Here is an 11069-nt window from a genome sequence, read left to right as displayed (position 1 = left end):
CAATAAGGATAACCGGACAATTGACCACGCCTAGATGCCTCCATCGCCCTTCTGGTAGGTCAAGCTGGTGATCTGCTCCGACACTAAGCCGATCAGAAACACAATCACCGCCGCACTCAACAGCAGCATGCTCATGTTGGTGAAGCGCCCATTTTGGTGGAAGGTCCACGCATACCAACCCAAACCAGCAAACCCGAAGCAGGCAGCAATCGGCGCAAACAACTTCAACGGCGAATACAGCGTCGCGATCTTGAAGATGATCAGCAGGAAGCGGATGCCGTCCTTGATCGGGCGGATGTGGCTGCTCGTGCCCACGCGCTTCGCCACCGGAATCGGCACGTAAGCCACCGGATAGGCGCTGCGGAAGAACGCCATGGTGCTGGTGGTTGGATAACTGAATCCGTTGGGCAGCAGGTGCAGGAATTCCATGAACTTGCCAGCGCGCACAGCACGGAACCCCGAAGTGAGATCCATGATGCGATGGCCAGTCATCCAACTCGCTAGCCGGTTGTAGAAAGCATTCGCCAATCCGCGCCCGGCATTGGCTTGGCCGCTGCCATCGCGCGCGCCCACCACCATGTCGTAGCCTACATCCAGCTGCTCGAGCAACGACTGGATATGCGCAGGATCATGCTGGCCATCCGCGTCCATGAAGACGAGGATGTCGCCCGAGGCTGCCCGCGCGCCACGCTTGATCGCAGCGCCGTTCCCCATGGAATACGGCGACGACAGGACTTGCACGCCATGCTCGCCACAGACCGCTGCGGTTCGATCGGTGGAGCCATCGTCCACGACGATCACCTCGGCCTCCGGCCAGCGCGCCCGTAGCGCCGGCAATGACTTGGCAAGGCCAGTTTCCTCGTTCTTGGCCGGCAGGATGATCGACAACCGCATGCAGTGTTCCCCCAATGGCTCGCGCCGATGGTGCAAGTCTACGGTGAATTCAGGATTTCCCGATGGCTTGGGGATTCCACCTCGGCGACGCTGGATAAGCCAATCTTCAATAACAAGAATGATATAATGCCGCCGTGGTCATTTAGCTACTACAGCGCCCGCGTTGAACGAGGCGTTGCCGGTTGGCCGTCGAGCGTCCGTGCTGATTATTTGCGTATCTTGGACATGATGGCGCGATACGGTCCGAATCTTGGTTTGCCGCACACCCGCGCAATGGGTGGCGGACTTTTCGAAATTCGGGCGAAGGGACGTGAAGGTATCGGGCGGGCGCTATTTTGCACCGTGGTCGGCAAACGCATCGTCATTCTTCACTGTTTTATCAAGAAAACCGAACAGACCCCCAAGCAGGAATTGGGCGTTGCAATGGCCAGACAGAAAGAGGTGTTGAAACATGGACCATGATCGTTACAACCCGGTTCCGTTCGATGTGGAAGCCATTCGCAAACGTTGGATGAAGGATCCAGTATTTGCGGAGGCTTTCGTCGCCCTGGAAGACGAGTATGTTGCGCTGGAAGAACTGCTGCGCGCACGCCAACGCGCCGGTATGACACAGGCCGACGTGGCTGAACGCATGGGCGTGGCGCAATCGTCTGTCGGACGGCTGGAATCGACTGCAGGGAGCCGCAAGCACGCCCCCTCGCTCACGACGCTTCGCAAATATGCGGCCGCAGTCGGATGCGAGTTGCGCATCACACTCACGCCGATCGCCAAACCAAAGCGCGAGCCTACCGCAGCCTGACCCACCATTCGCTTCTGCAGGGCAGGTGCGTTAAATTTCCGGTAACGGATGGAGCCAACCCGCGCAATGAACGCAGCCCCCTCGCAGAATCTGCTCGGCATCACCGGCATCGCCCGGCGTCTGGTGCTGGACGGCGCCCTCGATGCCGACTCGGCGCGTCTGGCCCAGGACGCCGCCACCAAGGAGCGCAAGCCGGTCGCCAACTACCTGCTGGAGCACGGGCTGGTAGGTGGTCCCGCCCTGGCGGCTGCGCAATCGATGGAGTTCGGCCTGCCGGTGTTCGATCCGGCGGCGATGGACCCACAGTTCGACGCGATGAAGCTGGTATCGCCGGAGATGATCGCCAAGCACGGCGTGCTGCCGCTGTTCCGGCGTGGCAGCCGGCTCTATCTCGGCATCACCGATCCCGCGCATACCGAAGGGCTCGAGGAGATCCGTTTCCAGTCCGGCAGTACCGGCATCGAAACCATCCTGATCGACGAGGTCACGCTCAAGCGCACGCTGGAAGCGTGGCAGGCGGCCAACGAAAGTTTCAGCGCGATGATGGATGACGCCGAAGGCCTGGAAGGGCTGGAGGTCGATGGCGGCGACGAGGACAGCGCATCGGAATCGGTCAGCGATGGCAGCGACGACGCGCCGATCGTCAAGTTCGTCAACAAGATCCTGCTGGATGCCGTGCGTCGCGGCGCCTCCGATATCCATTTCGAACCGTTCGAGGCCGAATACCGCATCCGCATGCGCGTCGACGGCCTGTTGCGGATCATGACGCGCGCGCCGATCAAGATGAAGGAACGCATCGCCGCCCGCATCAAGGTGATGGCGCAGCTGGACATCGCCGAGAAGCGCGTGCCGCAGGACGGCCGCATCAAGCTCACTGTCAGCCGCACCAAGCAGATGGACTTCCGCGTCAGCTCGCTGCCGACCCTGTTCGGTGAAAAGATCGTGATGCGATTGCTCGACGGCAGCGCCGCCAAGATGGGCATCGACAAGCTCGGCTACGAGGACGACCAGCGCAAACTGTTCGAGGAAGCGATCCAGAAGCCCTATGGCATGGTGCTGGTGACCGGCCCCACCGGCTCCGGCAAGACGGTGTCGCTGTATACCGCGCTGAACATCCTCAACGACGAATCGCGCAACATCTCCACCGTCGAGGATCCGGTGGAAATCCGCGTTGGCGGCATCAACCAGGTGCAGCAGAACCAGAAGCGCGGCATGACCTTCGCCGCCGCCCTGCGCAGCTTTCTGCGCCAGGATCCGGACGTGATCATGGTCGGCGAAATCCGCGACCTCGAGACCGCCGAGATCGCCGTCAAGGCCGCCCAGACCGGCCACATGGTGCTGTCCACCCTGCACACCAATGACGCCCCGCAGACCATCTCGCGCCTGATGAACATGGGCATCGCGCCCTACAACATCACCAGTTCGGTCACGCTGGTGATCGCCCAGCGCCTGGCCCGCCGCCTGCACGACTGCAAGCGACCAGTCCAGTTGCCGGCCGAAGCCCTGCTGGCGGAAGGCTTCTCGCAGGAAGAGGTTGACGCCGGCATCACCTTGTACGAGGCTGTCGGATGCCCTGACTGTACCGAGGGCTACAAGGGGCGTACCGGCATCTACCAGGTGATGCCGATGAACGAGGAGATTCAAAGCATCGTGCTGAAGGGCGGCAACATGCTGCAGATCGGGGAAGCCGCGCAACGCAGCGGCATCCGTGACCTGCGCCTGTCGGCGCTGCTGAAGGCGAAGAACGGAATCACCAGCCTGGCCGAAATCAACCGAGTCACCAAGGACTGAGCATGTCTTCCTCCCCCAGGACTGCCGCCCGCCCGGGATTGTTCGCCCCGAAGGCGAAACCCGATCCCAATGCCATGAAGACCTTCACCTGGAAAGGGAAGGACAAGCGTGGCGTGGTGATGAAAGGCGAGATCGACGCCAAGAACGAGGCGCTGGTCAAGGCCGAGCTGCGCAAGCAGGGCATCGTTCCCGATGTGGTCAAGCCCAAGGCCAAGCCACTATTCGGCGGCGCCGGCAGGAAAATCACCCCCAGGGACATCGCGATCTTCAGCCGCATGTGGGCGACGATGATGAAGTCCGGCGTGCCGATCGTGCAGTCGCTGGAGATCATCGGCAGCGGGCAGAAGAACCCGAAGATGACCAAACTGGTGATGGCCCTGCGCGATGACATCTCTGGCGGCTCGTCGCTGTACGAAACCCTGAGCAAGCACCCGATCCAGTTCGACGAGCTTTACCGCAACCTGATTCGTGCCGGCGAAAGCGCCGGTGTGCTGGAAGTGGTGCTGGAAACCATCGCCAGCTACAAGGAAAACATCGAAACCATCAAGGGCAAGATCAAGAAGGCCCTGTTCTACCCGGCGATGGTGATCGCGGTGGCGATCCTGGTCAGCGGCGTGCTGCTGGTCTACGTGGTGCCGCAGTTCGAGGACATCTTCAAGAGCTTCGGCACCGACCTGCCCGCCTTCACCAAGATGATCGTGGCGATGAGCCGGATCGTGGTGAAGACTTGGTGGATCATCCTGATCGCCATTGCCGGCGGCATCTTCGGTTTCATCTGGTTCTACAAGCGTTCGATCAAGTTCCAGCACTTCCTCGATCGCGTCTCGCTGAAGATCCCGATCATCGGCACCATCCTCAACAATTCCGCGATCGCGCGCTTCGCGCGCACGCTGGCCGTGACCTTCGCCGCCGGCGTGCCGCTGGTGGAGGCGCTGGATTCCGTGGCCGGCGCCACCGGCAACATGGTCTATACCGATGCGGTGAAGCGCATCCGTGACGATGTCGCGGTGGGTTACCAGGTCAACGTGGCGATGAAGCAGACCAACCTGTTCCCGCACATGGTGGTGCAGATGACCGCCATCGGCGAAGAGGCCGGCGCGCTCGACACCATGATGTACAAGGTCGCCGACTTCTACGAGGAAGAGGTCAACAACTCGGTGGATGCGCTGTCCAGCCTGATCGAACCGCTGGTGATGGTGGTGATCGGCATCCTGGTCGGCAGCATGGTGATCGGCATGTACCTGCCCATCTTCAAGCTGGCATCGGTGGTCGGCTGACGGATGGCCTACCTCGACACCCAGCCGGCGCTCGGCTACGGGCTGATCGCCGGACTGGGCTTGGCGACCGGCAGCTTCCTCAATGTGGTGATCCTGCGCTTGCCCAAGCGCATGGAATGGGAGTGGAAGCGCGACGCCCGCGAAGCACTTGACGTGGACGACGTCTATGAACCGGCGCCGCCGGGGATCGCGGTGGAGCCCTCGCACTGCCCGCACTGCAAGACGCCGCTGCGCTGGTACGAGAACATCCCGCTGCTGAGCTGGATCGCGCTGCGCGGCAAATGCCGCCATTGCGGCGCACCGATTTCCCTGCAGTATCCGTTGGTGGAATTGCTGACGATGGTGCTGTCGCTGGCCTGCGTCTGGCGCTTCGGCTTCGGTTGGCAGGGTTGGGGCGCGCTGATCTTCAGCTGGTTCCTGATCGCGCTGTCCGGCATCGACGTCCGCACCCAACTGCTGCCGGACAAACTCACCCTGCCCCTGTTGTGGCTGGGCCTGATCGGTTCCGCCGATCATCTCTATGTGCCGGCCAAGGCCGCCATCCTCGGTGCGGCCTGGGGCTATGTGTCGCTGTACATCGTGTCGTGGGCGTACAAACAGGCGACTGGCAGGGATGGCATGGGCGGCGGTGACCTCAAGCTGCTGGCCGCGATCGGCGCGTGGTGCGGATCGAAGGCGCTGCTGCCGACGCTGCTGATCTCCTCCCTGTTGGGTGCCGTGATCGGGTCGATCCTGCTGGCCGTGCAAGGCCGCGACAAGGCGACACCACTGCCGTTCGGCCAATACCTGGCGCTGGCGGGCTGGATCGTGTTCATGTGGGGCGGGCAGATCATCGATGCCTACATGCGCCTGACCGGGCTGAAACCCTAGGGCCACTAGCGCCATGCCGCGCCAGGACATGTATTGCGTTGGATTGACCGGTGGCATCGCTTCCGGCAAATCGGCGCTGGCGGATCGCTTGCACGCGCGCGGCGCATTTCTTGCCGATGCCGATCTCGTCGCACGCGAGGTCGTCGCACCCGGGCAACCTGCGCTTGCCGAGATCACTGCGCATTTCGGCAATGACGTGTTGCAGGCGGATGGCCAACTTGACCGCGCGATGCTGCGCCGGCGCATCTTCGCCAATCTCGATCAACGCAAGGCGCTGGAAGCGATCACCCATCCACGGATCCGTCGCGCCTTGCACGACGCCTGCATGTCGGCGACTGCGCCGTATGCGGTGGTCGCGATTCCATTGCTGGCCGAGGGCGGCGGACGTTCGACCTATCCCTGGCTCGATCGCATCGTTGTGGTAGACGTGCCGGTGGAATTGCAGCGCATGCGCCTGTTGGCACGCGACGGTATCGATGCCGCGCTGGTCGACGGGATGATCGCCGCACAGGCGAACCGCGCACAGCGGCTGGCGATCGCCGACGACGTGGTGACGAATACCGGGACGCTTGGCGATCTGGATGTTGCTGCAGACAGGCTGGATCGGTTGTATCGGGGATTGGCCGCGGCTTAGGCGTTCCACGCGCTGATCGCCGCGATCCCCTGCGCGCCGTTGCGACGCGACTCCACGATATCCGCGGAACCCAACCCGCCCAGTGCGTACACCGGCAGCACCGGTACCTGCGCCCGCAAATCGCGAAACATGTTCCAACCGATGCCAACGACACCGGGATGGCTGCGGGTTTCCTTCACCGGCCCCAGCAACGCGAAATCGCAACGCAATCCCGCTGCCACCTGCAATTCCGCCATCGAATGGCAGGACGCCGCCAGTCGCAAGCCGCTCCACTCGCTTGCCGCAGGCGACGACAGCTGCGTCGAGCGCAGGTGCAGGCCGGCATCGAATTCGCGCGCAAGTCCGGCATCGCCATTGATCCAGACGTCAACGCCCTGCCCGCGCAGCGACGCGCACGCCTGTTCAACCAAACGCCGCCAATCGTCGGGATGTGATGTCGCGAACAACGGCGCACGCAATTGCACGCGGCGGATGCCGTGGCGTTCGACAGAGGCTTCAAGCGCACGCAACCACGCATCGCCATCGACGGGTTCCGGCGTGATCAGCAATCGATCCGGCTGCAACAACGCCGCCACCACCGGCCCGTCAGCAGGCGGCATGGCGTATTGCGCAAGTTTCTCCGGCGGCACCCAGGCCAGCGCCTGGCCATCGAGCCCGCGCGGCGCGTTGCGATAGTGCTTGATCTCGTACACATCGAGCATCAACGCCTTCGGCGCGTGCTGCGGTACCGCGATCAGCGGACCGCCGACGGTCGCCTCGATGCCGAGCTCCTCCCGCAGTTCACGCTGCAGTGCCTGCTGCGGCGTCTCGCCCGGCTCGATCTTGCCGCCCGGGAATTCCCACAGGCCAGCAAGATCGCGCCCTTGCGTGCGGCGTGCCAGCAGGATGCGACCGCGCACGTCGCGGATCACTCCGGCGACGACGTGGATCGGCTCCATCCCTGCGATCAGGCCAGTTGGCCGTGGCAGTGCTTGAACTTCTTGCCACTCCCGCACGGACACGGATCATTGCGACCGATCGCTGCCATGGCATCGGGATTGGCCAGCAGTGCCTGTTGCTGCACCGCGCGCGCTTCCGCGTCGGCGCCGTAGCCGCCCATGTCGGGATGCTGGAACTGCATGTTTTGCGCCGCAGCCTGTGCCTGCTGGCGCTCGGCGGCTTCCATCGCGGCGATTTCTTCCTCGCTGCGGATGCGCACGCGACCGAGCGTGGTGGTGACTTCGCGCTTGACCGATTCCAGCATGTCGGTGAACAGCTGGAACGCTTCCTTCTTGTACTCGTCCTTGGGCTGCTTCTGGGCGAAGCCGCGCAGGTGGATGCCCTGGCGCAGGTAGTCCATGCGCGCGAGGTGTTCCTTCCAGTTCTGGTCGAGCACCGAGAGCATCAGGTGCTTCTCGATCATGCGCATGGTGTCGCTGCCGACTTCGGCTTCCTTGTCGACGAAGTGCCGTTCGACCGCCTTCTGCACTTCGTCCTCGACGTCGGACGCTTCCACGTCCTCGCGCTTGCCGATCTCCTCGACCAGCGGCAGTTGCAGGCCGATCTCGTTGGCAAGTTCCGACTGCAGGCCTTCGAGGTCCCACTGGTCGTGCATCGAGTCCACTGGCACGTAGCGGTGCACCGTGTCGGCCACCACGTCGTTGCGGATGCCGTCGACGTTGTCCTTGATCGATTCCGCTTCCAGCAACTCGTCGCGCTGCTGGTAGATCACCTTGCGCTGGTCGTTGTTGACGTCGTCGAAATCGAGCAGGTTCTTGCGGATGTCGAAGTTGTGCGCCTCGACCTTGCGCTGGGCGTTGGCGATCTGGCGCGTGACCAGCGGCGACTCGATGATGTCGTCTTCCTTCAGGCCCATGCGCTCCATCATCTTCTGCACCCAGTCGGCGGCGAAGATGCGCATCAGGTTGTCGTCCAGCGACAGGTAGAAGCGCGACGAACCCGGATCGCCCTGTCGACCGGAACGGCCGCGCAGCTGGTTGTCGATGCGGCGGCTTTCGTGGCGTTCGGTGCCGAGGATGTGCAGGCCACCGAGTTCCACCACCTTGTTGTGGCGCTCCTGCCATTCGGCCTTCATGCGCGCCAGCGTCGCTTCGTCGGCCGGCGTACCGGCGGCTTCGAGGTCGGACAGTTCCGATTCCAGCGAACCGCCGAGCACGATGTCGGTACCGCGACCGGCCATGTTGGTGGCGATGGTCACCGCGCCGGGACGACCGGCCTGCGCGACGATGTGCGCTTCGCGTTCGTGTTGCTTGGCGTTCAACACTTCATGCGCCACGCCGAACTTGCCGAGGTATTCGCTCAGCAGTTCCGACACTTCGATCGACGTGGTGCCGACCAGTACCGGCTGGCCCTTCTTGTGCGCTTCCTGGATCTCGTTGGCGACGGCGCGGAACTTGCCGGCGCGGTTGAGGAACACCAGGTCTGGGTAATCCTTGCGGATCATGTCGCGATGGGTCGGGATCACCACCACTTCCAGGCCGTAGATGCTCTGGAATTCGTAGGCTTCCGTATCCGCCGTGCCGGTCATGCCGGCCAGCTTCTTGTACATGCGGAACAGGTTCTGGAAGGTGATGCTCGCCAGCGTCTGGTTCTCGCGCTGGATGTCGACGCGTTCCTTCGCTTCCACCGCCTGGTGCAGGCCATCCGACCAGCGACGGCCCGGCAACGTGCGGCCGGTGAATTCGTCGACGATGATGACTTCGCCATCGCGCACGATGTAGTCGACGTCCTTCTGGTAGATCGCATGCGCGCGCAGCGCCGCGTTCAAATGATGGACGACATGGATGTTCTGCGGGTTGTATAGGCTGTCGTCTTCGCCGAGGATGCCGGCGGCGCGCAGCAGGTCTTCCGCGTGTTCCTGGCCGGCTTCGGACAGATGCGCCTGCTTCTGCTTCTCGTCCACCCAGAAATCGCCGACGCCCTCTTCCTTTTCCTGGCGGCTCAGGCGCGGCACGATGGCATCGACGCGCAGATACAGTTCCGGTGAGTCATCGGCCGGGCCGGAGATGATCAGCGGCGTACGCGCTTCATCGATCAGGATCGAATCGACTTCGTCGACGATCGCGTAATTGAGGCCACGCTGGAAACGGTCTTCCTTCGCCAGCGCCATGTTGTCGCGCAGGTAGTCGAAACCGAATTCGTTGTTGGTGCCGTAGGTGATGTCGGCGGCGTACGCGGCGTGCTTGTCGGAATGCGGCATGCCCGGGAAGACCACGCCAACACTCAGGCCCAGCCAGTTGTAGAGCTTGCCCATCTGTGCGGCGTCGCGACGCGCCAGATAGTCGTTGACGGTGACGACATGGACGCCCTTGCCTTCCAGCGCGTTGAGGTACACCGGCAGCGTGCCGACCAGCGTCTTGCCTTCGCCGGTGCGCATCTCGGCGATCTTGCCCATGTGCAGCACCATGCCGCCGACCAGCTGCACGTCGTAGTGGCGCAGGCCGAGCACGCGCACGGACGCTTCGCGGCACACCGCGAACGCTTCCGGCAGCAGCTTGTCCAGCGACTCACCCTTGGCGTGGCGATCCTTGAATTCCTGGGTCTTGGCCTTCAGCGCATCGTCGGAGAGCGCCTGCATCTGCGGCTCGAACGCGTTGACCTTGCGGACGATGCCATCGAGTTGCTTGAGCAGTCGTTCGTTGCGGCTGCCGAAAACGTTGGTGAGGAGTCGGTTGAACATGGAATCGTCGGGCTCGAAAACGGAAAAAGGGCACCAAAGCACCCTTTGGAACCTGACATTGTAGCTGGGGGCGGACTTCCCCGCCCTCAAGCCCTCAGCCGCGCTTCACCGAACTGCGGCCGGCGAGGAAGGGCGCCGGATTGACGTAGGCACCGTCCTTCCACACTTCCAGATGCACGTGCGCACCGGTGGAACGCCCGGTGGAACCGGCCTTGGCGATCTCGGTGCCGGCGCGGACCAAGTCGCCGACTTTCATCAGCAACCGCGAGTTGTGCGCGTAGCGGGTGACGTAGCCGTTGCCGTGATCGACCTCGACCACGTTGCCGTAACCGGTGCGCTGGCCGACGAAGCTGACCACGCCATCGGCCACGGCATAGACCGGGTCGCCGACCTGGGCGGCGAAATCGATGCCCTTGTGGAACTGCGCACCGGCGCCGAACGGATCGGCGCGCTCGCCGAACGTCGAGGTGACGTAGCTGTGCGCGGTCGGCGCGATCGCATGTTCCAGGCTGCCCTTGGCGGTGCGGCTGGCGAGCAGCGAATCGAGCACCTTGAGCTGGCTGCCGGCGCTGTCGAACTGGCCTTGCACGGCATCGAGGCCGGAGCGCATCTGTGCCGGGCTGATGTCGCTGGCGGGACCGCCACCACCCTGGCCGACCGGCGCCGAGAAGTTGAATTCGCCACCCTGCAGGCCGCTGGCGTCGACCAGGCGCTGGCCAACGGCGTTGAGACGGGTCGCCTGCGCCTGCAGTTCCGCCAGTCGCGCCGACATCGCATTGAGCTCGCGCTGGGCATCGTGGCGGATCTGCTCGGTGCCGGCGGTCTGCGCGACCACTTCGGCATGCTGGAACGCCGCCATCGCGCCGAGACCGGTCATCAGGCCCACCATCAGTGCTGCCGCCAGCGTTCGATACGGGCTGCGCGACAGCCGTTGGCCACCACGCGCCAGCAGGCGCTGCGTGGCGGCATGCAAGCGCGCACGCAGGCCCGGCTGCGCCGAAACGGCATGCATCCGCGGGTGGAACATGAAACGGTATCCCGGATCCTTGCGCACCCAGCCCCGGCTCGCGCTGGGACGTTTAAAGTGGCGGACGGCCCTATAGCCTGAACCTGTTTTCTTCACGT

Annotated in this window: 10 protein-coding genes; 6 read left to right on the top strand and 4 right to left on the bottom strand. The window is 63.5% G+C overall.

Going from position 1 to position 11069, the window contains the following annotated elements:
- Positions 1-30: 30 nt before the first annotated feature.
- On the bottom strand, positions 31-894 hold the full coding sequence (locus Lysil_RS04670) for a glycosyltransferase family 2 protein (protein WP_103074363.1): 864 nt from the start codon (positions 892-894) through the stop codon (positions 31-33).
- Between the two features lie 27 nt (positions 895-921).
- Between Lysil_RS04670 and Lysil_RS04665 the strand changes: the two genes are divergently transcribed.
- From Lysil_RS04665 to coaE, 6 genes are all read left to right on the top strand, one after another.
- Complete coding sequence (locus Lysil_RS04665; protein ID WP_240600113.1) at positions 922-1356, top strand: type II toxin-antitoxin system RelE/ParE family toxin; 435 nt, start codon at positions 922-924, stop codon at positions 1354-1356.
- Positions 1346-1693: a helix-turn-helix transcriptional regulator gene (locus Lysil_RS04660; RefSeq protein WP_103074362.1), complete on the top strand. Its 348-nt coding sequence runs from the start codon at positions 1346-1348 to the stop codon at positions 1691-1693. The genes Lysil_RS04665 and Lysil_RS04660 overlap by 11 nt, the downstream gene beginning before the upstream one ends.
- A 66-nt stretch (positions 1694-1759) precedes the next feature.
- Positions 1760-3484 carry a type IV-A pilus assembly ATPase PilB gene (gene pilB / locus Lysil_RS04655; RefSeq protein ID WP_103074361.1) on the top strand — a complete coding sequence of 575 codons (1725 nt, stop codon included), beginning with the start codon at positions 1760-1762 and terminating at the stop codon, positions 3482-3484.
- A gap of 74 nt (positions 3485-3558) precedes the next feature.
- On the top strand, positions 3559-4761 hold the full coding sequence (locus Lysil_RS04650) for a type II secretion system F family protein (protein WP_165782426.1): 1203 nt from the start codon (positions 3559-3561) through the stop codon (positions 4759-4761).
- A 3-nt stretch (positions 4762-4764) separates the two neighbouring features.
- On the top strand, positions 4765-5631 hold the full coding sequence (locus Lysil_RS04645) for a prepilin peptidase (RefSeq protein ID WP_103074359.1): 867 nt from the start codon (positions 4765-4767) through the stop codon (positions 5629-5631).
- Positions 5632-5644: 13 nt separating this feature from the next.
- Complete coding sequence (coaE, locus tag Lysil_RS04640; RefSeq protein WP_240600110.1) at positions 5645-6265, top strand: dephospho-CoA kinase; 621 nt, start codon at positions 5645-5647, stop codon at positions 6263-6265.
- Here the strand turns inward: coaE and Lysil_RS04635 are convergent.
- The 3 genes from Lysil_RS04635 to Lysil_RS04625 form a co-directional block, all read right to left on the bottom strand.
- On the bottom strand, positions 6262-7203 hold the full coding sequence (locus Lysil_RS04635) for a Nudix family hydrolase (protein ID WP_103074357.1): 942 nt from the start codon (positions 7201-7203) through the stop codon (positions 6262-6264). The genes coaE and Lysil_RS04635 overlap by 4 nt on opposite strands.
- Positions 7204-7211: 8 nt before the next feature.
- Positions 7212-9944 carry a preprotein translocase subunit SecA gene (gene secA, locus Lysil_RS04630; protein ID WP_103074356.1) on the bottom strand — a complete coding sequence of 911 codons (2733 nt, stop codon included), beginning with the start codon at positions 9942-9944 and terminating at the stop codon, positions 7212-7214.
- A gap of 94 nt (positions 9945-10038) precedes the next feature.
- Positions 10039-10971, bottom strand: coding sequence for a M23 family metallopeptidase (locus Lysil_RS04625; protein WP_338064159.1), 933 nt, complete (start codon positions 10969-10971; stop codon positions 10039-10041).
- Between the last annotated feature and the right edge of the window lie 98 nt (positions 10972-11069).

The organism is Solilutibacter silvestris, assembly GCF_002895945.1.
Classification (GTDB): Bacteria; Pseudomonadota; Gammaproteobacteria; order Xanthomonadales; family Xanthomonadaceae; genus Solilutibacter; species Solilutibacter silvestris.
This window is presented reverse-complemented; position numbering and strand designations above follow the sequence as displayed.

Bases quoted from the DNA above. Each gene is read 5' to 3' on its own strand.
- Lysil_RS04670 (WP_103074363.1), bottom strand. From the start codon at position 894: ATGCGGTTGTCGATCATCCTGCCGGCCAAGAACGAGGAAACTGGCCTT.
- Lysil_RS04665 (WP_240600113.1), top strand. From the start codon at position 922: ATGGTGCAAGTCTACGGTGAATTCAGGATTTCCCGATGGCTTGGGGAT.
- Lysil_RS04660 (WP_103074362.1), top strand. From the start codon at position 1,346: ATGGACCATGATCGTTACAACCCGGTTCCGTTCGATGTGGAAGCCATT.
- pilB (WP_103074361.1), top strand. From the start codon at position 1,760: ATGAACGCAGCCCCCTCGCAGAATCTGCTCGGCATCACCGGCATCGCC.
- Lysil_RS04650 (WP_165782426.1), top strand. From the start codon at position 3,559: ATGAAGACCTTCACCTGGAAAGGGAAGGACAAGCGTGGCGTGGTGATG.
- Lysil_RS04645 (WP_103074359.1), top strand. From the start codon at position 4,765: ATGGCCTACCTCGACACCCAGCCGGCGCTCGGCTACGGGCTGATCGCC.
- coaE (WP_240600110.1), top strand. From the start codon at position 5,645: ATGCCGCGCCAGGACATGTATTGCGTTGGATTGACCGGTGGCATCGCT.
- Lysil_RS04635 (WP_103074357.1), bottom strand. From the start codon at position 7,203: ATGGAGCCGATCCACGTCGTCGCCGGAGTGATCCGCGACGTGCGCGGT.
- secA (WP_103074356.1), bottom strand. From the start codon at position 9,944: ATGTTCAACCGACTCCTCACCAACGTTTTCGGCAGCCGCAACGAACGA.
- Lysil_RS04625 (WP_338064159.1), bottom strand. From the start codon at position 10,971: ATGTTCCACCCGCGGATGCATGCCGTTTCGGCGCAGCCGGGCCTGCGT.